Raw genomic sequence first — 19,195 nt, forward strand, 5'->3', positions numbered from 1 at the left:
CGTCACAGAGCGGGAGCGGCGTTCCTATGATGGGCGCACGACACCACGGACCTCGTCCTACCTGCGATGGGCTCACCCCCATCCAGCCCGGCAGGCCCGAGAGGTGTACGGCGGCGCGACGGTGGTGGAGGGGTCGATGACACAGGGGGCCGGCGAGGAACCCGTGGTGCGGACGGCGACGTTGCGCGACTTCCGCGTACCGCCGTACGCGCAGGTTCCCGTGCAGTCCGGAGAGCCCGGACCGTCCGGCACACCGGCCGACGGCCCGTCCGGGCATCCCGGCAACGCGTTCCCGGACCATGAACCGCCGGAGGGCTACACCCCCACCGAGCGCGACCTCCCGGTGATCAACCGGGGAGACACCGTCCAGGTACGGGTCGACTCCGTGGAGCCGTCGGCGCCCGACGGCCGCGGCCCGCTCTACGCCGTCGGCGATGTCCACGGCTATCTCGACGAACTCGTCGACGCGCTGGCCGCGCAGGACCTCATCGACGCCGACGGTCACTGGGCGGCGGGCAACGCCCGGCTCTGGTTCCTCGGCGACTTCACCGACCGCGGCCCCGACGGCATCGGTGTCATCGACCTCGTCATGCGGCTCTCCGCCGAGGCGGCGGCGGCCGGCGGCTACTGCAAGGCCCTGATGGGCAATCACGAACTGCTACTCATCGGCGCCAAGCGATTCGGCGACACGCCCGTCAGTTCAGGTGCGGGCACCGCTACTTTCCAGGCGGCCTGGCTGCTCAACGGCGGCCAGCGGACCGATATGGAGCGCCTCCAGGATGTCCATCTGCAGTGGATGTCCCGGCTCGACGCGGTTGTCGAGGAGGACGAGCATCTGCTGATGCACTCCGACACAACGGCTTATCTGGACTACGGATCCAGCATCGAGGACGTCAACGACACCGTCCATCAGATCCTCACCCGCAATGACGCCGACGAATGCTGGGATTTGTTCCGCAAGCTCACCAAACGCTTCGCGTTCCGTGACGACGGCGGGCCGCAGGCCGTCCGCGAACTGCTTTCCCAGTACGGCGGACAGCGCGTCGTGCACGGCCACAGCCCCATTCCCTATCTGCTCGGCGAAGTCGGTACAGAAGACGCTTCGGACGACGAAGGCGACACGGGCCCGGTAGTGGAAGGGCCGCACGTATATGCCGATGGACTTGCCATCGCGATGGACGGCGGCGTCACCATGGCGGGAAAGCTGCTGGTCGTACAGCTTCCGCTGGATAACTGAATCGATGTGTGACAGGTGATTTCCCGAAACCCCCTGTCACGCCCCGCCACAACAGCTCTACCATCGCCTTATCCGTAGCAGGCTCTCCTCCGTTTCCGCCAACTGCCCGTCCCACACGGGCGAACCGGCCCTACGGAGCATCGGGGGATCCACATGAACAGCGCTCCACACCTGCTGAGCGAGGATCGCGCGGATTTCGAGCGGATCCTCGACGAGGCGCTGCGCCACGCGCACGACCGTGCGGAACTCTCCGCGGCGGGACAGCGGCTCACCAGCGAGCAACTGCGCACGATGGCCCTGGGCGCCACGGCGCTGATCACCACGTCCGCCGCCGCGGAGTACGAGCGTTTCACGAAGATCCGCGAGGAATTCCGCTCGCCCGCGCCCTCTTCCTCATCAGTCCAGGACGTCGCCTCGACCCCGTCGGGGAGCGAGGCTCCGGACGCCGGCGCGGGGCTCGCGGTTGTTATCACCGTGCTGGCCCCGGTCCTCGGCGGCACCGCGGCGGTGATCTTCCTGCTTGTCGGCTACCTCCTCAAAGCGCTCAGCCCGCCGCCCGCCTTCGCCCGCAGCATGGTCGCGGTCGGGTGGTTCTTCGCCGCCGTGACCGTCGTCGGCCTCCTGGTCGCCGCGATAGGTCTGCTCGTCACGGCCCTGCGCAATACCGCGACCCAGCTTCCTGCCGAGGAACCATGGGGCGGCGAGCTGCCCGACGAGGTGGCCCACGCGCGGGAGGCCTGGCGCCAGGCCCTGCTGGAGCGCGGCATCCTGCCCTTCCTGCGGACAGCGCTGGCCGACCCGAGCGCCGGCACCCGGGCCGCCCCGCCCGCGCCGCGCCAGGCACAGCCGGCGAAGCACCTGCCCAAGATCGGCTACAGCCGCCCGGACTTCTCCAGCCCGGACGAGGGCTCGACCGCCGGCCGGCGCCCGACGTTCAGCAGCCCGGACTTCTCCAGCCCCGACTTCGGCGGCCCGGAACACCGGCCGGAGTAGCCTCCAGCCGGTGCGCGGTCCCGCCGACCGCGGAAGCGGCCCCGATGACGGGCATCCCGGCGACGGGCCCGGCGACGATGCCCCGGTGACAGGCCCGGCGACTGACGCCCCGGGGACAAACGCCCCCGGTGACAGAAGCTCGCTCAGTCCGCGAGCGGCAGATACACCCGGTTGCCCGCCGCGGCGAACTCCTTGGACTTCTCCGCCATGCCCGCCTCGATCTCGGCGGACTCCATCCCGGCCTCCTCCGTCCCCGCCGACTCCATGTCACCTCCGTGCCTGCGCCTGATGTCCTGCGAGATCTTCATCGAGCAGAACTTGGGGCCGCACATCGAGCAGAAATGCGCCGTCTTCGCCGGTTCGGCCGGCAGGGTCTCGTCATGGAACTCCCGTGCCGTGTCCGGATCGAGGGCCAGATTGAACTGGTCCTCCCACCGGAACTCGAACCGGGCGTCGGACAGCGCGTCGTCCCACTCCTGCGCCCCCGGATGCCCCTTGGCGAGGTCCGCCGCGTGCGCCGCGATCTTGTACGTGATGACACCGGTCTTCACATCATCGCGATCCGGCAGGCCGAGGTGCTCCTTGGGCGTGACGTAGCAGAGCATCGCCGTCCCCCACCACGCGATCATCGCCGCGCCGATGCCGGAGGTGATGTGGTCGTACGCCGGGGCCACATCGGTCGTCAGCGGGCCGAGCGTGTAGAACGGCGCCTCCTCGCAGATCTCCTGCTGAAGGTCGATGTTCTCCTTGATCTTGTGCATCGGGACATGCCCCGGGCCCTCGATCATCGTCTGCACGCCCAGCCGCTTGGCGGTCGAGTTCAGCTCGCCCAGCGTGCGCAACTCGGCGAACTGCGCCTCGTCGTTGGCGTCCGCGATGCAACCGGGCCGCAGACCGTCACCCAGGGAGTACGTCACATCGTAGGCCGCGAGGATCTCGCACAGCTCCTCGAAGTTCTCGTACAGGAACGACTCCTTGTGGTGCGCGAGACACCAGGCGGCCATGATCGAACCACCGCGCGAGACGATGCCCGTCTTGCGACGGGCCGTCAGCGGCACGTACCGCAGCAGCACTCCGGCATGCACCGTCATGTAGTCGACGCCCTGCTCGGCCTGCTCGACGACCGTGTCCTTGTAGATGTCCCAGGTCAGCTCCTCGGCCTTGCCATCCACTTTTTCGAGCGCCTGGTACAGCGGGACGGTGCCGATGGGGACGGGGGAGTTGCGCAGCACCCACTCCCGGGTGGTGTGGATATTGCGGCCCGTCGAGAGGTCCATGACCGTGTCCGCGCCCCAGCGCGTCGCCCAGGTCATCTTCTCCACCTCCTCCTCGATGGAGGAGGTGACGGCGGAATTGCCGATATTGGCATTGACCTTCACCAGGAACCGCTTGCCGATGATCATCGGCTCGATCTCCGGGTGATTGACATTGGCCGGCAGTACGGCCCGGCCGGCGGCGATCTCCTCGCGGACGACCTCCGCGGGCACATTCTCGCGGATCGCGACGTACTCCATCTCCGGAGTGATGTCACCGCGCCGGGCATACGCGAGCTGCGTCACCGGCTGCCCGCTCCGGCTCCGCCTGGGCTGGCGCGGCCGGCCGGGGAAGACCGCGTCGAGGCCACGCAGATCGTTCGATCCGCTCCGGAGCAGCCCCCCGCGCGGTGAGGTGTGCTTGAGCCCGTCGTCCTCGGGACGGACCGGCCGGCCCGCGTACTCCTCGGTGTCACCGCGACCGATGATCCAGTTCTCGCGCAGCGGTGCGAGACCCCGGCGTACGTCGGTTTCGACGCCGGGATCGGTGTACGGACCCGACGTGTCGTACAGCGTCACGTCCTCGCCGTTGGTGAGATGCACCTGACGGACCGGCACCTGGAGGTCCGGGCGTGAGCCCTGGACATATCCCTTGTGCCAGCCGATGGACTTTCCGGCCTCGCTCGGATTACCCGAGTCGGAGGCAGACGGATGGGCGTCCTGAACGGTCATGAGACCTACTCCCTACGCCGGCATTACCCGGTAACAGGTTCAGCGGTCGGCGCAGCGCAGGTGTCCGGAGAGAATCCCCCGGGACCACACAGTCAGCGCCCTCTCAGCCCGGTGCTCCGAGCTCCCGCGTGTGCAAAGGTTGCCTCCACGCTAGCGTCATATCCGGCGTGCTGAACAGAGGGCCTCTTCCTTCTTGCGATGATCGGTCGGTGACCCCTCCCCAGCAGACTCACGAAGCGCACGGCCACTCGCACAGCCATGGGCCGGCCGCTCCGGTCTCCCAGCACCTCCGCAAGGTCATCGCGGCGGTCCTGATTCCGTTCGCGGCCGCTGTGGCCGTCGGACTGGCCGTGCTCTGGCCGGGCAGCGCCCCGGCACACGAGCGCACCGGCGTGGGCTTCGACCGGCAGACGGAACAGGGCCAGGTCGTACGGATCGAACGGGTCGACTGCAAGGACGTCAACGCCTCCCAGCTCCCGTCGACCGGCGACATCACGAAGCCCCAGGGGCGCGAGGCGCAGCAGGCGGAGACCGGGGAGTGCAAGAAGGCCACGGTCGAGGTCACGACCGGCAAAGAGAAGGGGCGCACCTTCGTCGAGGTCGTCCAGCCGGACGCACCGCGGCAGTTTCACGTGAAACAGGGTGTCGTGGTGGCATACGCACCCGATGCGCCACGGGATCTCCAGTACTCCGTGACGGACGTGGACCGTAAGTTGCCGCTGACACTGCTGGCCGGGATCTTCGCGCTGGTGGTGGTCGTGGTGGGGCGAATGCGGGGCATCATGGCGCTGGTCGCGCTCATCGCCTCGTTCGCGATTCTGACGCTCTTCATCCTGCCCGCGATTCTGCAGGGATCGAACCCGCTGATCGTGGCGGTCGTCGGGGCCAGCGCGATCATGCTGATCGCTCTCTATCTCTGCCACGGCCTGACGGCGCGTACCTCGGTCGCGGTCCTGGGCACGCTGATCTCGCTGCTGCTGATCGGACTGCTGGGGTCGGTCTTCATCGGCTGGGCGAGCCTGACCGGCAACACCGACGACAACACCGGGCTGATCCACGGCCTGTATCCCGAGATCGATATGAGCGGTCTGCTCCTGGCGGGCGTGATCATCGGTTCGCTCGGTGTGCTCGACGATGTGACGGTGACCCAGACGTCGGCGGTCTGGGAGCTGCGTCAGGCGGATCCGTCGATGGGGCCACGCGCGCTCTACCGGGCGGCCATCCGGATCGGCCGGGACCATATCGCCTCGGTGGTCAATACGCTCGTCCTCGCCTACGCGGGCGCGGCGCTGCCGCTTCTGCTGCTCTTCTCGATCGCGCAGTCGAGCATGGGAACGGTCGCGAACAGCGAGCTGGTGGCGGAGGAGATCGTCCGGACCCTGGTGGGCTCGATCGGTCTGGTCGCGTCGGTGCCGGTCACGACGGCGCTGGCGGCGCTGGTGGTCTCCGCCGACCGGCAGACTCCGGAGATGCCCGCCGCGGCACCGTACCCGGCGCCTATGGGACCGGGCCCCGGCCCGGCTTCCGCGCCCGGACCAGGTTCAGCGCCCGGCCCGGCTTCCGCGCCCGGCTCGGGGTCATCGCCTGAACCGGGTTCCGCGTCGGCCACCTCGGTCCCGGTACAGAGCGCGGTGACCCGCAAGCTCGGCGGCAGGGGGCGCCGGCGCAAGAAGTGACCACGCGGGGCCGGAATGGCCGGTCCGCCGGGTCTGCGCCAGGTCCGCCGGGTCAGCCGGGTCAGCCGGCGTTCTCCTCGGCGAGGATGCGGCCGAGTGCCTCCTCCAGATTGCCCTCGAAGTCACTGAGCGTGCGCTCCTGACCGAGCGGAACCAACCGGTCCGTACGGTCGAGGAAGGCCACCAGTGGCGCCGCGCTGACCCGGAAGAGGGCGTGGTCGTCGCCGACCTGGAGCCGCATATGGACGTCGGACAGGTCCTCCGGAGTGGTCGGCGCGATATGCACATCGCCGTCCCCACTGGGCGTGTTGATTCCGTCGAGCAGCAGCTCACGGCCGAAAGTCCAGGTCACGGGGGCATCGCCGGGCAGATGGAAGGTCATCCGCACGGCATACGGATCCCTCACCTCGTAGTGGAGTTCCACCGGGATTCGGAACGAGAGCTCCTCGGAGACGAGGAAGCTCATCAGGACCTCGGCCTGGACCGACTCGCGCATCGTGTACTCCGGAGTAGATGAAGCAGTGGCTGGGAATGATCCCGTGGATCCCCTTGACGCAATCGTCCTGTACGCGCTAGCAGATCACAAGGAGTAATTTTTCAGATACTGATAGAGAAGGCGAGAGAGCTCGCCAGCGATTCGATCTCTCTACGTAATCGTTCGATCGCCGGGAGCAGTCGCTCCTGTTGATGGAGTGGTACGGAAATGGCCACTGCGCCCGTGGTGACTCCGGCCTCGATCGGTACGGCCGCGCAGACGGTACCGATCCGGTACTCCTGGCGCTCCACCACCGGCTCGGCCGGCCCCAGGGAGCCAAGGCGCTCCAGCAGCGTCCGGCGGTCGGGCACGCAGTAGGGCGTGAGCGGGCGGACGGGATAGCGGTCCAGATGATCGCGGCGGGATTCCTCGTCGAGCCGGCTGAGCAGACACTGCCCCAGCGCGTGCGCGTGCCCCGTCTCACGGATGTCCCCGTGGGCGACCGCCGGGGCCGAGGGGCTGTCCGCCACGGAGACGAGATCGATCTCACCGTCGTCGTAGACCGCGAAGTACACCGGGACGCCGGTCGCGTCGCGCCATCGGCCGAGCGATTCGGTGATCTTGCTGCGACGATTCTGCGGGCCATTGCCGTGTGCCAGCCGCTGTACGGCGTCACCGAGTACGAAGACGCCCTTCTCGCGGCGGAGATAGCCCTCGTGCGCCAGCGTGCGCAGCAGGTGGTAGGCGGTGGGAAGGGGCAGTCCGGCCTCGCGTGCGAGCTGCTTCGCGGGAGCCCCGTCCGGATGGGAGCCCGCCGACTCCAGCAGTCGCAGCGCTCGCTGTACCGAACCGATCAGGGTTGGGGCTGCGGTACGTGTAGCTGTGGCCAAAGGTCACCCCCAGGCATGCTGACGGGCACGAGCCCGCCCGCGGGGGCCGCCCCCGCGCGCCCGCCGCACCCCTGAGGGAACCTAGGGACCGAAGGAACCTTGAGGCGGACCCGAGGAACCTTGAGGCCCCGCCCAGAAAAATCGCACAAACCAATGGTCAGAGCGATCGTCAATGGTGTTTTCCCAGGGCGCGGCAGTCGTTTGCCACTCTAGGGGCAGGCCGGGGCGAGGGATGGTTTGCCCTTCACCTTTCCCTCGCGCGGGCTAACGGCCGTTCGAGCCGGAGCCCTACCAGTCGCCGCGTGACGAGGAGGAAGAGGAAGACATGAACTTCCGTACGACATAGACCAGTCCACCGACCAGAGCCACCAGGATCAGCACCTTGAAGAGCAGGCCGACCACGATCGAGACGACCGTCGTGATCAGTCCGCCGAACACGACGAGGACGATCAGGGGAACCGCGATCCACTTCACCCACCAGGGCAGTCCTGTGAGTACGTCCCGAACCGCCATCGTTCTTACCTCGCTTCGCCGAGAGCCCGAATATCTGTCTTACTCCCTCGATGCTAGAGCCGTGGGAGCGATCGCGGAGGCCCCGCGGCCCCCGATCTCCCCTGATCCGACCCTGAGGCGGTCCTGAGGGTCGGGAGAGTCGGGAGGCGGACGGGGCGGCAGGGCGGGAACGACGGATGGACAGGAGAGTCGAGAGGGGGTGGAAGCGGGTGGAAGCGGCAGGGGGGCAAAAAGGGGTAGAAGGGGCGGCGGTCAGCCCTCGGGCGGGGAGAACACGACCATCACCCGCAGATCCTCGGTGATGTGATGGAACTTGTGCGCGGTTCCGGCCGGCACGTACACCACGCTTCCCCTGCTGACCTGCGTGGTCTCCATCCCGACGGTGAGCGAGGCGCGGCCGCTCACGACGAAGTACACCTCGTCCTGCCGGTGCGGCTGCTGCGGGTCACTCGCGCCGGCGTCCAGCGCGTACAGGCCCACAGACATGTTGCGTTCCCGCACAAACTGCAGATACGCCCCGTCGTTGGCGGCACGTTCCGCCTCCAGCTCATCCAGTCGGAATGCCTTCATGCCACGATCAGACCATGAAGAATTTCCTAGTCAAGACGATAGCCAACGCGGGCGCCCTGGCAGTCGCGATCTGGCTGATCCAGAACATCACCCTGACCGGCCCCAGCACCGGCAAGAAGATCCTGACACTGGTGCTCGTCGCCGTGCTCTTCGGCGTGGTCAACTTCATAGTCAAGCCGGTGGTGCAGCTGCTGACACTGCCGTTGTTCATCCTGACTCTCGGGCTGATCACGCTGGTGATCAACGCCCTGATGCTGCTGCTGACGTCGTGGTTCGCGGACAAGCTCGACCTGAGCTTCCATGTCGAGGGCTTCTGGACAGCCGTACTCGGCGGCCTGATCATCTCGATCGTGTCGTGGGCGCTGAACGTCGTGCTCCCCGACGGCAAGGACTGAGCGGCCCCATGATCTCTCCGTATCGCGTCTGCTTCGTCTGCACGGGCAATATCTGCCGCTTGCCCATCGCCGAGTCCGTCTTCCGCGCACGACTGACGGAAGCCGGCCTCGACGGTCTGGTCGAGGTGGACAGCGCGGGCACCGACGGCTGGCACGAAGGCGACGGCGCCGACCCGCGCGCCATAGCCGTCCTCGACGCGCACGGCTACGCCGGCGACCACACCGCGCGGCAGTTCCACTCCTCGTGGTTCGCACGGCTCGATCTGGTGATCGCGCTGGACGAAGGGCATCTGCGCGAGTTGCGGCGCCTCGCACCGACGCCCGGGGACGCGGCGAAGGTACGCCTGCTGCGCTCCTACGACCTCTCCCTCGACATCTCGGGCGAACCGTCCGGCGGTCTCGGCGTGCCCGATCCTTACTACGGCGGGAGCGCCGACTTCGAGGAATGTCTGGAGCTGGTGGAGGCTGCGGGCGAAGGGCTGCTCGCCGCCGTACGGAACGCGATCGGGAAGGCGGCATGAGCAAACCAGGAGACGGTAAGAGCATCGGGGACGGCACCCGAGCGGTACGGGCCGGACTGCCCGACCCCGTGAAGTACGAACCGACCCTGCCAGGACCGGTCTTCGCCGCCCACTACCACCTGCCGGGCGAGCCGACCGGCCCGTACACCTACGGCCGGGACGAGAACCCGACCTGGACCCATCTGGAACGCGCCATCAGCGAGCTGGAGGCGCCGGGGGAGCCGGTCGAGACCGTCGTCTTCGCCTCCGGGATGGCGGCGATCTCGGCGGTGGCCTTCTCCCAGCTGCGGGCCGGTGACACGATCGTCCTGCCGGACGACGGCTACCAGGCACTGCCGCTGCTGCGGGAACGCCTGGAGGCGTACGGCGTGACGGTACGGACCGCGCCGACCGGCGCGGATGCCCAGCTGCGCGTCCTGGAAGGGGCACGGCTGCTGTGGATCGAGACACCGTCCAACCCCGGCCTGGACGTCTGCGACATCCGGCGGCTGGTGAAGGCAGCGCACGCCGAGGGCGCGCTGGTCGCGGTCGACAACACTCTCGCCACGCCGCTCGGACAGCGGCCGCTGGAACTGGGCGCGGACTTCTCGGTGGCCAGTGACACCAAGGGCATGACCGGCCACGGCGATATCCTGCTCGGCCATGTCACCAGCGGGAATCCGGAACTGGCGGCGGGCGTACGGCGCTGGCGCAAGGTCGTCGGAGCGATTCCCGGGCCGATGGAGGCCTGGCTGGCGCACCGCTCACTGGCCACGCTCCAGCTGCGCGTCGACCGGCAGTGCGCCGGCGCGCTCGTACTGGCACAGGCACTGGAGACACGCGCCGATGTCGCCGGGCTGCGCTACCCCGGGCTGCCCGGCGACCCCTCGTACCGCATCGCCTCCCAGCAGATGCGGCGCTTCGGCTCCGTGGTGTCGTTCGTACTCCCCGACCGGGAGTGGGCCGAGCGCTTCCTGGACGGGCTGCGGCTGGTCGACGACGCGACCAGCTTCGGCGGCGTACGGTCCACGGCGGAACGGCGCGGACGGTGGGGCGGCGACGCCGTACCGGAAGGCTTCATCCGCTTCTCCGTCGGGGCCGAGGATCCCGAAGACCTGATCGCGGACGTGCTGCGGGCCCTGGACGAGGCGGCTCCCTGAGCACAGTCCTCTGACATCCCCTGACATGGCCCCTCTCCATGCCTCCGGGTCGGCTGGATCCTGCGGGTCCTCAACGTCCCGCACGACCCGCACCTCCCCTTGGCGGACGGTCCGAGCCTCCCCCCTCATGGCTCGGACCGTCCCAGGTTCCACGCGCGGAGAACCATTTGCCCAAGGCTAGTTGACTCTGCGTCAGTGTCCAATCACAGTAGCGACAGCGACCTATCGACTTATTTATAGTTGACTGTCCGGAGTTGCCGCGGGGGCCGAGGCTCAAGACGGGAGAGCGGGAACATGGACCTGGCCCTGCTCCGCACCTTTGTCACCGTGCACCGCGCGGGCTCCTTCACCCGCGCCGCAGCGTTGCTCGGCCTCTCCCAGCCCGCCGTCACCGGCCAGATCAGAACCCTGGAACGACAGCTCGGCCGGCCGCTCTTCCTGCGCCAGGCCCGCGGCGTGACACCCACCACCATCGGCGACGAACTCGCCCAGCGGGCCGCACCCCATCTCGACGCGCTCGTCGAGATCGCCGAGACCGGACTCGACGAGGAATCCGGCGTACGGACACTCCACCTGGCCGGACCACCGGAGTTCACCTCCCTGCGGGCGCTGCCCGCGCTCACCCCGCTCACCACCCAGGGCCTCGCCCTGCGTACCTCCTTCTTCGGCAGCCCCGAAGAGACCCTGGAGGGCCTGGCCGCCGGACACCACGATCTGGCCATCACCACGACCCGGCCACGCGGCGGACTGCTCACCTCGACTCCGCTCTGCGATGAGGAACACGTACTGATCGCCGCACCCCGCTGGGCCGCCCGGCTGGGCCATGACGTGCTGCGCGAGGGCCAGGTGGTGCTTGAGCAGCTGCCGGTGGTGGAGGTGCACGAATCCCTCCCGCTCGTCTCCCGCTACTGGGCGAGCGTCTTCGAGTCCCAGCCGGCCGCCGCCGGCACCGTGATCGCCCCCGACCTGCGGGCCGTCCTCGAATGCACGGCGGCGGGCGCCGGACTGGCCGTACTGCCCCGCTACCTCTGCGAAGGAGCACTGGAGCGCGGGGAGGTGGTCGCGCTGCTCGATCCGCCCGTACCCCCGCTGCGTACCTACTTCCTGGTCGTACGCACCGGCACCCTCACCCTGCCCCCGGTCGCGCGGGCGCACGAATGGCTGCTGCGCGCCGCGGAGGAGTGGTGAGGGAAGAACCGGCCGGAGTTTCAGAAGGGGAATCCCGGGCGAACCTCTTCCCATGACCGAAAGGCCCGTGGTCAAGCGCACCGCACGCGCCATCCTGCTCGACGGCGACGACCTGATCCTGATCAAACGCACCAAGCCGGGAGTCGATCCCTACTGGCTCACCCCCGGCGGCGGAGTCGAGCCGACGGACACCACCGTCGTCGACGCGCTCCATCGCGAAGTCCACGAAGAGCTCGGCGCCAAGATCATGGATGTGGTGCCCTGCTTCGTCGACACCGTGGAACACATCGCCGACGGCGGCGTGACCGGCGTCAAAGTGCAGCACTTCTTCGTCTGCCGGCTGGCGTCGATGGACCCCTCGCTGCGGCACGGCCCCGAGATCGAGGAGCCACACGGCGAGTACGAGATCGTACGGGTGCCCTTCAGCCGCGTCGGGATCGCCGCCGTCCACCTCGTACCGCTGTCACTGCGGCATTATCTGGACGGCAACATCGAGGGCGTACGCGCGATGCACGCCCCCGACCTGGGCTGAGACCACCGGCCGGCCGAGCCGCCTGCCCGGCCACGTCCGGCCAGGTCCACAGGGCCTAGGTCCGGCCCGGTCCACAGGACCTAGCCGACGGCCGCCACCAGCAGCTCTTCGAGGGAGTCGTGGCGGATCCGCTCCAGCGGGATCCCGGCCCCCTTGAGCGCGTCGAGACTGCTGCGGATCATCCCGGGCGGTCCCGACAGATACGCGTCGTACTCATGCCAGGGACCGTAGTCGCGCACCGCCTCCGGAAGCTGTCCCGTAAGCCCCTGGCTGGGCCCCTCGGCGACCACCGGACGCACCGCCAGCCACGGATGCACGCTCTGGAGCCGCAGCATCGTCTCGATGTCGTACAGATCCTCATCGTGGCGCGCACCGTAGAAGACCTGGACGGGGCGCCGGTGCCCGTGCTCGGCGACATCCTCGACGAGCGCCTTGATCGGCGCTATGCCCGTGCCGCCGCCCAGACAGAGCAGACCGTTGTCCGTGCTGTGGTCGACGGTCATCGAACCGGCCGGCGGGCCCAGACGCAGAACGTCGCCGGGACGGGCGTGATGGACCAGCGCGTTGGAGACCCAGCCCGCCGGAACCGCCTTGACGTGGAAGGACAGCAGACCGTCCGGGCGGGGCGCGGAAGCGAACGAGTAGTGCCGCCAGACCCGCGGCCACCACGGCGTCTCCAGGCTGGTGTACTGCCCCGCCACGAACGGATACGGCTGATCGGGACGGACCGTGACGACAGCGATGTCGGACGTGCGCAGATCGTGCGAGACCACCTCGGCCTGCCACCAGGCCGGAGCGTGCAGCTCGTTCTCCGCCGCCGCGTCGATCATGATCTGCGAGATCGTGGTGTACGTCCTGACCCAGGCGCCTTCGGTTTCGTCGTCCCAACTGGCCGAGGCGTAACGGGACAGCGCGCCCAGCAGCGCCTCACCGACGGCGGGGTAGTGCGTGGCCTGCGTGCCGTACTTGCGGTGCCCCCGGCCCAGTTGCCGGAGATAGCCCGTCAGCACGGCCGGGGAGTCCATGTGCTCGGCGGCGGTCAGCAGCGCCTTGAGGAGCCGGTCACGCTGGGCATCCATGGCGACCGGAAAGAGGCCCCGCAGATCCGGGTGACGGACGAAGAGCAGTGAATAGAAGTACGAGGTGACCTGGTCGGCGACCGGCGCGATCTCGGCCAGCGTGCGGCGGACCAGTAGCGCGTCCGGGGAAGCGTTCGGGTCGTCCGCGGGAGCGGAGGGGCCGGCGGAAGCGGAGGGCGCGGCAGTGGCCGCGGCGGAGGGTTGCGGCGCCGGAGCCTCGGGAGGCAGTGCGGCCGACACCGGTGCGGCCGGTTTCGCTGCCCCTGGCGCGGTTTCGGAGGCCGGCTCACCGCCGCTGCCGGCCGTCGGGGCGGGATCCTTGGCGGGATCCGTGGCGGCTGTAACAGGGTCCGCTGCAACAGGGTCCGCTGTGACGGGGGCTGCTGTCGCGGGATCCTCGTGGACCGGCGGATGAGGGGCCGGTCCGTCCCCGCCGCGCACTCCCTTGCCGCGCGGCCGGAATGCCTCGGGAACGTCGTCCACCGGCCCCGGCTGCCGCCGGGCCGCCGTATCCGTGCGTACCTCGTGCCCCACGGCGTTCTCACGCGAGGGCGGAGCGGAACGAGCCGCCCCGGAGCCCACCGGGCGTATGGAGGCAAGTGAGCGACTCGGAACGGGTATTCGTTCCCGCCCCGCCGTCTCTTCCGTGCCGTCCGCGGTCCCGGAGTCCGGCCGGCCCTCGCCCTTCGGCGCTCTACGGGCCGCGAACCAACCGCCTCCTCCGCCGCCTCCAGAAGTGCCGTTGTCGGCCGACGTGGTGGTCGGAGCGTCCATAGTGTGCCTCGCCTCGAACATCTTTCGGTCGGTCTGCGCACTTCCGCTGGCCCGGAATACGCTAGCAATTCCCCGCTCTGACTAGGACTGTTGACACCTCACGTTAACCTCCCCCGAAGCCCCAATTCGGGCACAAGGTGAAGGAGTACGACATTGCCCGCACCGCCTGTACACGCAGCATGACAGGCCGGCCCGGCGCAGGGGACAAAGAGCGCGAAGTCCGGGCATCCACACCGGATTTACCGTTAGGCTGCATCGCTCCTGTGCTCACTCGCCGGATTCCGGCCGCGTTTCCCCGCGGCACCTCCGGGTCAGAGTATTACTGCCGCCGCCGTACCGGTTCACTGTAGGCGCACCAGTTCATAGGCCTCACGCAGATCGCCCCCCGTGTACGTGTGCGTAGCAAGCCCCGACAGATGGTGATCCGCATTCACCGCCACCGCCCGGGGCACCGTCGCGAAGATCTCCGCGTCCGACATCGAATCACCGTAGGCAACACAGTCGTCCAGGCTCACCCCGAACTCTGCACACAGCCGGTTCGCGATCTTCACCTTGGCGGCAGGGTTCAAAATGCCCGCCCGGTCGACCGGCTCGGTGAAAGGCAGCGCCGGCCAGCGGGAACCATGCGCGGCATGCACACCCCACTCCAGCAGCCGCGCGACAAAGAAGTCGGGCGACAAGGAGATAACAGCGCAGTAATCCCCCCGCTTCCGGATATCCGCCCAGACCTCACGGATACCCAGCAGCCAGGGCGCGCCCTCGAAAGCCGCCGCCACCTGCGCCGTGGTGAGTTCGGCCCACAGCTCCCGGGCCCGCACCGCGAACTCGTTCGGCGCCAGCCCGAGAGACAGGAACTCACGCTCCAACTCCGCGATTTCGGCGCCCAGCCCCAGCTGCCGGGAAATCTCCACAGCCGCCGCCGAACCACGGATCAGCGTTCCATCGAGGTCGAAGAGATGAAGTCTGCGCACGCTCGCCATGTACGCCGAGGTTAGTACGCGCGGTTACTCCCGCGGGCAGACGCCCCACACCTCGCCGCAAGACACCGTGTTTCACGTGAAACAACTCAAGCGGCCCGTGCGCCGGACCCTCCTCGTCGCCCATGTCGCCACATCCGTGAGCTGGCTGGGACTCACCCTCGGCCTCCTCACCCTCGGCGTCACCGCCTTCATCACCAATGACGCCAGCACCACACAGGCCGCCTACCGGGCCATGAAGATCTTCACCGACTGGCTGATCGTCCCCATCGCCCTGCTCGCCCTCGTCAGCGGAGCGCTGCTCTCACTCGGAACCCCCTGGGGCCTGGCCCGACATCGCTGGGTGTGGACCAAGTTCTGGCTCACCCTGATCACTCTCGCAGCAACCGTCTTCGCCCTGCGACCGACCATCAACCACGCCGCGGCCGCCGGACTCCCCGACAGCAGCCTCGTCGCCGCGCCCACCGTGGCGAGCTGCGCCTATCTCTTCATGACAGCGATCTCGGTGCTCAAACCCTGGGGACTCACACGGCGCGGCCGGCGTCTGCAGCGCACAGCCACATCCCGTCGGACCACTTCTCCTAAAGCGGTGGACGAACGATCACCGGCTCCGACAGCCTGATCCTTATGTCGACACCGCTCTCCGCACAGCCGATCCGCCGTCTGACCATGAGCGACCTCAAGTCCTGCGCCGACCTCGCCGAAGACCGCAGCTGGGCGCGCGAGGAGCGCAGATGGGGTCTGCTCCTCTCGGCGAGCACCGCCTACGGCATCGACGACCCGGCGGGCACAGGACTGGCAGCCGTGTGCGTCGTCACCTCGTACGGCCCCACGGACCGCCCGGAGCTCGCCGCCATCGGCATGCTGCTGGTCGCCGGGCGGCACGCCCGCCAGGGGCTCGGGCGGCGGCTCATGGATCACGCGCTGCACGAGGCCGGGAACATCCCGCTCACCCTGTACGCCACCCCGTTCGGACGCCCGCTCTACGAAAAGCTCGGCTTCACCGGCATCGGCGAAGCCGAGACGCTTCTCGGAGACCTCCGGTCGCCGGAACGCCCACCACAGATCACCACCCGGCCCGCGTCCGCCGGCGATCTGCCGGCCCTCGTACACCTGGACACCGAAGTCCTCGGAGCAGACCGCACCCACCTCATCGCGCGGCTCCCCGCCTTCGCTGACCGGCTCAGAGTCGCCGAGGAAGGCTCCACCCTCATCGGATACGCGGCGCTCTGGCCCACACCGGCCGCCAATGTCATCGGCCCTGTGATCGCCCGGGACACGGAGACAGCGAAAGCGCTGATCTCCCCGCTGGCCACAGGCTCGGACCGACCGGTACGTACCGTCATCGACCTGCGCCACAAAGAACTGCTGAACTGGCTCAAGGATCACGGCCTGAAACCGGTCACCCGCACCACACTCATGACATACGGCGACCGTGACCTGCCCGGCGACCGGTCCCGGCGGTTCGCGCCGCTGAACATGGCGACCGGCTGAGCCTCCCCGGCCGACCAGGGCCGCCCGGGACGACCGTGGAGGCCCGGCAGGCCCCGCAGGCCCAGAGCAGAAGCCACAGAAGCACCACAGGACACCCACGGGGCACCACAGGGCATCCGGAAAAGCCCCGAAACCGGCCACAGCCCCGTCCGGCCCGCACCGCCGCCCTCCGGCGTACTGTGCGGCTCATGAGCGATCTGAAAATACGGCCCGCCGCCCCCGACGACATCCCCGCCATCGTGGCGATGCTCGCGGACGACCCCCTGGGTGCCCAGCGCGAATCCCCCGACGACCTCACCCCGTACGCCGAGGCCTACGAACGACTCGCCCGCGACCCGAACCAGCACGTCGTGGTGGCCGAACTCGACGGCCGGGTCATCGGCACGCTCCAGCTCACGATCATCCCCGGGCTCTCCCGGCGCGGCGCGACCCGCTCCATCATCGAGGCCGTACGCGTGCACACCGATGAGCGCGGCAGCGGACTCGGTACCCGCTTCATCGAGTGGGCGGTCGACGAATCCCGCCGCCAGGGCTGCCAGTTGGTCCAGCTGACCTCCGACGCCAGCCGCACCGACGCCCACCGCTTCTACGAGCGGCTCGGCTTCACCGCCTCACATGTCGGTTTCAAGATGACTCTCTGAGGACCGCATCCTCAGCCGGCCAAACCACCCGCACGTTTACGGAGCCGAAGCCGCAATCCAAGCTCGCGGCTTCGGAGTCGCACGCGTTCTAAGGCCAAGGGACCTGCGTGCCCGGTTTCACGTGAAACATCATGGTCTCCCTACTCCCTGAAATCCCCGAGGCCGAGCCAGCCCTTCGCGTCCACGCCCCCGGGAACCGCGTCGTCCGGCCCATACGGCTCACGCGTAAAAACAAACGACCCCAGGTCCAGATGGCTCACCGAGCCATCAGGGCGGCGTACCACCCGCAGGGTCTCCCCCGCGTAGTAGCCGTCGAGCCCTCTCCAGTCGCCATCCGGCTGCACCACGAAGCGGGAACCACGTCCGCCGCCTCGTAGCGGGTTCAGCTCCAGGCCCCGGCCCGACGACCACTTCAGCCCGAAGGGCTGCGTGCCCCAGTACCACGGCCCGGTGAGAGCCAGCAGCTCCGGTTCGGCCTCGGGCAGCGGACGCCACGGTTCGGGGATGCGGGGCTCCGCGTCCGCCACAATGCCGATGAGATCGGCGGCGATCGCCCCGACAGACGGCCCCGAGGTGGCATTGGCCAGCACCACCGCGGCCACGTCCTCCTCCACGCTGACCCACAGGCCGGCGACAAAGCCGGGCAGCGAACCCGTATGCCCCACCAGCGTCCGGTCCTCCCACCAGACAAGCTGCGTCCCGAGCCCGTAGCCGCCGTTCCGCTCGCCGGCCTCGGGCGGGACGGCCGGAGTCCGCAGCTCCCGCACGGACTCCGCGCTCAGAACCCTCTCGTCCCCCTCCGAGAGGAAGACCGCGAAACGACAGAGATCGGCGGCCGTCGACCAGAGCTGACCGGCGGGGGCCATCAGCCCCAGGTCCTCCACCGGTTCCGGCAGCATCACATCGGCCCAGGGATGCACAGCCCAGCCACCCGCGTGCGGAGCCACCGGCTGTGCGGACGTACGGCCCATGGACAGCGGCTCAAGAACCTCACGCCGCAGCACCTCCTCCCAGGACGCCCGCCGCACGGCCTCCACCAGCGAACCAAGCAGCGTGAAGCCCGGATTCGAGTAGTGGTGGCGCCGCCCCGCCGGGTGCAGCACGGGCCGCTCACCGAGGACGTCCGCGAGCTCGGGGCGGAGCGACCCCGGTGTCCGCTCCCACCAGGGCGCCGGAGCCTCCGCGCTCAACCCCGCGCTATGCCCCAGGAGCTGAGCGATCGTGACCTCACCCACCCCGGTGCCCGGAAGGTGCTTCTCCAGGGGGTCATTCAAATCAAGCAGCCCCTCATCACGCAGCCGCAGCACCAGCACGGCGGTGAACGTCTTGGTGATCGACCCGATCCGGTACTGCGTATCCGAGTCCGGAGCATGCCCCTCCATGCAACTACGCGCCCCCGTCCACACCATCCGCCCCTCCCGCGCCACCGCACCGACCAGTGACGGAGCGCGGCCCTCGGCCTGAGCTCGGGCGATGCGATGCAACAGAGCTCGACGCGTACTGGGCAACAGCTCTTCGGGAAGTGAGGTCATGTTCCACATCTACCGGCGACAACCCGTCCAGTCGAGTTCATTTCGCACTGCGGAATCACCCTGGACAGAAACAGCCGGAATAATCAGAGTGACCGCATGACATCCCTGGTACGCCACATCACCGTCGACTGCGCGGACACCTACGCCCTGGGCAGCTTCTGGGCCAAGGTCCTCGGCGCCTCCCTGGCGGACGACGACAATCCCGGCGACCCGGAAGCGCTGCTCGCGGCAGAGGGCGCCACGCTGCTGTTCATCCAGGTGCCCGAGACCAAGACCATCAAGAACAGAGTCCATCTGGACCTCCAGCCCCAGGACCGCACCCGCGACGAAGAGGTGGACCGCCTCCTCACCCTCGGCGCCACCCTCGTGGGCGACCACCGCCGCCCCGACGGCACGGGCTGGGTCACCCTCGCGGACCCCAACACTTCTAACTACCAGTTCTGAGCATACGCGCACGTCAACGAACACAGAAGCCCCGCACGGCAGTTGGGCGAATTCGAGGGGTCGTTGCAACACCGTGGTCGGTTGATCAGGCCGCGAGCAGTTTAGACAGGCGCTCGGCTGGGGTTTCCCAGCCGAGCGTT

19 protein-coding genes, 1 pseudogene and 1 riboswitch are annotated in these 19,195 nt (G+C 68.6%); of the genes and pseudogenes, 12 read left to right on the plus strand and 8 right to left on the minus strand.

From position 1 onward, the window contains the following. Positions 1-136 precede the first annotated feature (136 nt). Together ACFRMN_RS23405 and ACFRMN_RS23410 are read left to right on the plus strand one after the other, a co-directional pair. A complete protein-coding gene (locus ACFRMN_RS23405) occupies positions 137-1,237 on the plus strand; it encodes a metallophosphoesterase (RefSeq protein WP_383022500.1) in 1,101 nt (366 codons plus the stop codon). 147 nt (positions 1,238-1,384) lie between these two features. Further along, positions 1,385-2,230 (plus strand): hypothetical protein, encoded by an 846-nt coding sequence (locus ACFRMN_RS23410; RefSeq protein WP_383022538.1) that lies wholly within the window; start codon positions 1,385-1,387, stop codon positions 2,228-2,230. A 143-nt stretch (positions 2,231-2,373) separates the two neighbouring features. Here ACFRMN_RS23410 and thiC read toward each other — a convergent pair whose 3' ends face one another. Beyond that, the gene (thiC, locus tag ACFRMN_RS23415; RefSeq protein ID WP_383022501.1) at positions 2,374-4,215 is read right to left on the minus strand and encodes a phosphomethylpyrimidine synthase ThiC; all 1,842 of its coding nucleotides are present in this window, start codon (positions 4,213-4,215) and stop codon (positions 2,374-2,376) included. Next, a riboswitch (TPP riboswitch) is annotated at positions 4,208-4,353 on the minus strand. Its footprint overlaps the gene before it by 8 nt. A 71-nt stretch (positions 4,354-4,424) precedes the next feature. Between thiC and ACFRMN_RS23420 the strand changes: the two genes are divergently transcribed. Next, the gene (locus ACFRMN_RS23420; protein WP_383022502.1) at positions 4,425-5,891 is read left to right on the plus strand and encodes a YibE/F family protein; all 1,467 of its coding nucleotides are present in this window, start codon (positions 4,425-4,427) and stop codon (positions 5,889-5,891) included. Between the two features lie 61 nt (positions 5,892-5,952). On the opposite strand, the gene ACFRMN_RS23425 is transcribed toward ACFRMN_RS23420, so the two are convergent. From ACFRMN_RS23425 to ACFRMN_RS23440, 4 genes are all read right to left on the minus strand, one after another. After that, positions 5,953-6,387 (minus strand): SsgA family sporulation/cell division regulator, encoded by a 435-nt coding sequence (locus ACFRMN_RS23425; protein WP_030349862.1) that lies wholly within the window; start codon positions 6,385-6,387, stop codon positions 5,953-5,955. Positions 6,388-6,488: 101 nt separating this feature from the next. After that, positions 6,489-7,256, minus strand: coding sequence for an IclR family transcriptional regulator (locus ACFRMN_RS23430; protein ID WP_383022503.1), 768 nt, complete (start codon positions 7,254-7,256; stop codon positions 6,489-6,491). A gap of 288 nt (positions 7,257-7,544) precedes the next feature. After that, the gene (locus ACFRMN_RS23435; RefSeq protein WP_383022505.1) at positions 7,545-7,769 is read right to left on the minus strand and encodes a DUF5326 family protein; all 225 of its coding nucleotides are present in this window, start codon (positions 7,767-7,769) and stop codon (positions 7,545-7,547) included. Positions 7,770-8,021: 252 nt separating this feature from the next. Further along, a complete protein-coding gene (locus tag ACFRMN_RS23440) occupies positions 8,022-8,339 on the minus strand; it encodes a cupin domain-containing protein (RefSeq protein ID WP_030349859.1) in 318 nt (105 codons plus the stop codon). Positions 8,340-8,353: 14 nt separating this feature from the next. On the opposite strand from ACFRMN_RS23440, the gene ACFRMN_RS23445 reads away from it, so the two are divergent. The 5 genes from ACFRMN_RS23445 (at position 8,354) to ACFRMN_RS23465 (ending at position 12,114) form a co-directional block, all read left to right on the plus strand. Next, positions 8,354-8,734, plus strand: coding sequence for a phage holin family protein (locus ACFRMN_RS23445; protein ID WP_383022507.1), 381 nt, complete (start codon positions 8,354-8,356; stop codon positions 8,732-8,734). Between the two features lie 8 nt (positions 8,735-8,742). Then, positions 8,743-9,255, plus strand: a complete 513-nt coding sequence (locus tag ACFRMN_RS23450) for a low molecular weight protein-tyrosine-phosphatase (protein WP_383022509.1) — start codon at positions 8,743-8,745, stop codon at positions 9,253-9,255. Next, complete coding sequence (locus ACFRMN_RS23455) at positions 9,252-10,394, plus strand: cystathionine gamma-lyase (protein WP_383022510.1); 1,143 nt, start codon at positions 9,252-9,254, stop codon at positions 10,392-10,394. Before ACFRMN_RS23450 ends, ACFRMN_RS23455 begins: the two co-directional genes overlap by 4 nt. Before the next feature lie 294 nt (positions 10,395-10,688). After that, on the plus strand, positions 10,689-11,582 hold the full coding sequence (locus ACFRMN_RS23460; RefSeq protein ID WP_383022512.1) for a LysR family transcriptional regulator: 894 nt from the start codon (positions 10,689-10,691) through the stop codon (positions 11,580-11,582). A 52-nt stretch (positions 11,583-11,634) separates the two neighbouring features. Continuing rightward, positions 11,635-12,114 carry an NUDIX domain-containing protein gene (locus tag ACFRMN_RS23465; protein ID WP_383022514.1) on the plus strand — a complete coding sequence of 160 codons (480 nt, stop codon included), beginning with the start codon at positions 11,635-11,637 and terminating at the stop codon, positions 12,112-12,114. An 80-nt stretch (positions 12,115-12,194) separates the two neighbouring features. Here the strand turns inward: ACFRMN_RS23465 and ACFRMN_RS23470 are convergent, their stop codons facing one another. Both ACFRMN_RS23470 and ACFRMN_RS23475 read right to left on the minus strand, forming a co-directional pair. Next, positions 12,195-13,988, minus strand: coding sequence for a globin domain-containing protein (locus ACFRMN_RS23470; protein WP_383022516.1), 1,794 nt, complete (start codon positions 13,986-13,988; stop codon positions 12,195-12,197). A gap of 320 nt (positions 13,989-14,308) precedes the next feature. Next, positions 14,309-14,947, minus strand: a complete 639-nt coding sequence (locus ACFRMN_RS23475; RefSeq protein WP_383022518.1) for an HAD family hydrolase — start codon at positions 14,945-14,947, stop codon at positions 14,309-14,311. Between the two features lie 76 nt (positions 14,948-15,023). On the opposite strand from ACFRMN_RS23475, the gene ACFRMN_RS23480 reads away from it, so the two are divergent. From ACFRMN_RS23480 to ACFRMN_RS23490, 3 genes are all read left to right on the plus strand, one after another. Beyond that, the gene (locus ACFRMN_RS23480; protein WP_383022520.1) at positions 15,024-15,566 is read left to right on the plus strand and encodes a DUF2269 domain-containing protein; all 543 of its coding nucleotides are present in this window, start codon (positions 15,024-15,026) and stop codon (positions 15,564-15,566) included. A 5-nt stretch (positions 15,567-15,571) separates the two neighbouring features. Then, positions 15,572-16,438 (plus strand): GNAT family N-acetyltransferase, encoded by an 867-nt coding sequence (locus ACFRMN_RS23485; protein WP_383022521.1) that lies wholly within the window; start codon positions 15,572-15,574, stop codon positions 16,436-16,438. 188 nt (positions 16,439-16,626) lie between these two features. Further along, on the plus strand, positions 16,627-17,079 hold the full coding sequence (locus ACFRMN_RS23490; RefSeq protein WP_383022523.1) for a GNAT family N-acetyltransferase: 453 nt from the start codon (positions 16,627-16,629) through the stop codon (positions 17,077-17,079). Between the two features lie 140 nt (positions 17,080-17,219). On the opposite strand, the gene ACFRMN_RS23495 is transcribed toward ACFRMN_RS23490, so the two are convergent. After that, positions 17,220-18,611, minus strand: a complete 1,392-nt coding sequence (locus ACFRMN_RS23495) for a serine hydrolase domain-containing protein (RefSeq protein WP_383022525.1) — start codon at positions 18,609-18,611, stop codon at positions 17,220-17,222. Between the two features lie 96 nt (positions 18,612-18,707). On the opposite strand from ACFRMN_RS23495, the pseudogene ACFRMN_RS23500 reads away from it, so the two are divergent. After that, positions 18,708-19,046: pseudogene (locus ACFRMN_RS23500) on the plus strand (VOC family protein); the annotation flags it as partial. Between the last annotated feature and the right edge of the window lie 149 nt (positions 19,047-19,195).

This window comes from Streptomyces sp. NPDC056835 (assembly GCF_042789485.1).
Classification (GTDB): domain Bacteria; phylum Actinomycetota; class Actinomycetes; order Streptomycetales; family Streptomycetaceae; genus Streptomyces.

Coding starts and splice junctions, on each gene's coding strand:
- ACFRMN_RS23405 (WP_383022500.1), top strand. CDS start 137: ATGACACAGGGGGCCGGCGAGGAACCCGTGGTGCGGACGGCGACGTTG.
- ACFRMN_RS23485 (WP_383022521.1), top strand. CDS start 15,572: ATGTCGACACCGCTCTCCGCACAGCCGATCCGCCGTCTGACCATGAGC.
- ACFRMN_RS23450 (WP_383022509.1), top strand. CDS start 8,743: ATGATCTCTCCGTATCGCGTCTGCTTCGTCTGCACGGGCAATATCTGC.
- ACFRMN_RS23455 (WP_383022510.1), top strand. CDS start 9,252: ATGAGCAAACCAGGAGACGGTAAGAGCATCGGGGACGGCACCCGAGCG.
- thiC (WP_383022501.1), bottom strand. CDS start 4,215: ATGACCGTTCAGGACGCCCATCCGTCTGCCTCCGACTCGGGTAATCCG.
- ACFRMN_RS23470 (WP_383022516.1), bottom strand. CDS start 13,988: ATGTTCGAGGCGAGGCACACTATGGACGCTCCGACCACCACGTCGGCC.
- ACFRMN_RS23445 (WP_383022507.1), top strand. CDS start 8,354: ATGAAGAATTTCCTAGTCAAGACGATAGCCAACGCGGGCGCCCTGGCA.
- ACFRMN_RS23425 (WP_030349862.1), bottom strand. CDS start 6,387: ATGCGCGAGTCGGTCCAGGCCGAGGTCCTGATGAGCTTCCTCGTCTCC.
- ACFRMN_RS23490 (WP_383022523.1), top strand. CDS start 16,627: ATGAGCGATCTGAAAATACGGCCCGCCGCCCCCGACGACATCCCCGCC.
- ACFRMN_RS23465 (WP_383022514.1), top strand. CDS start 11,635: ATGACCGAAAGGCCCGTGGTCAAGCGCACCGCACGCGCCATCCTGCTC.
- ACFRMN_RS23435 (WP_383022505.1), bottom strand. CDS start 7,769: ATGGCGGTTCGGGACGTACTCACAGGACTGCCCTGGTGGGTGAAGTGG.
- ACFRMN_RS23440 (WP_030349859.1), bottom strand. CDS start 8,339: ATGAAGGCATTCCGACTGGATGAGCTGGAGGCGGAACGTGCCGCCAAC.
- ACFRMN_RS23475 (WP_383022518.1), bottom strand. CDS start 14,947: ATGGCGAGCGTGCGCAGACTTCATCTCTTCGACCTCGATGGAACGCTG.
- ACFRMN_RS23495 (WP_383022525.1), bottom strand. CDS start 18,611: ATGACCTCACTTCCCGAAGAGCTGTTGCCCAGTACGCGTCGAGCTCTG.
- ACFRMN_RS23460 (WP_383022512.1), top strand. CDS start 10,689: ATGGACCTGGCCCTGCTCCGCACCTTTGTCACCGTGCACCGCGCGGGC.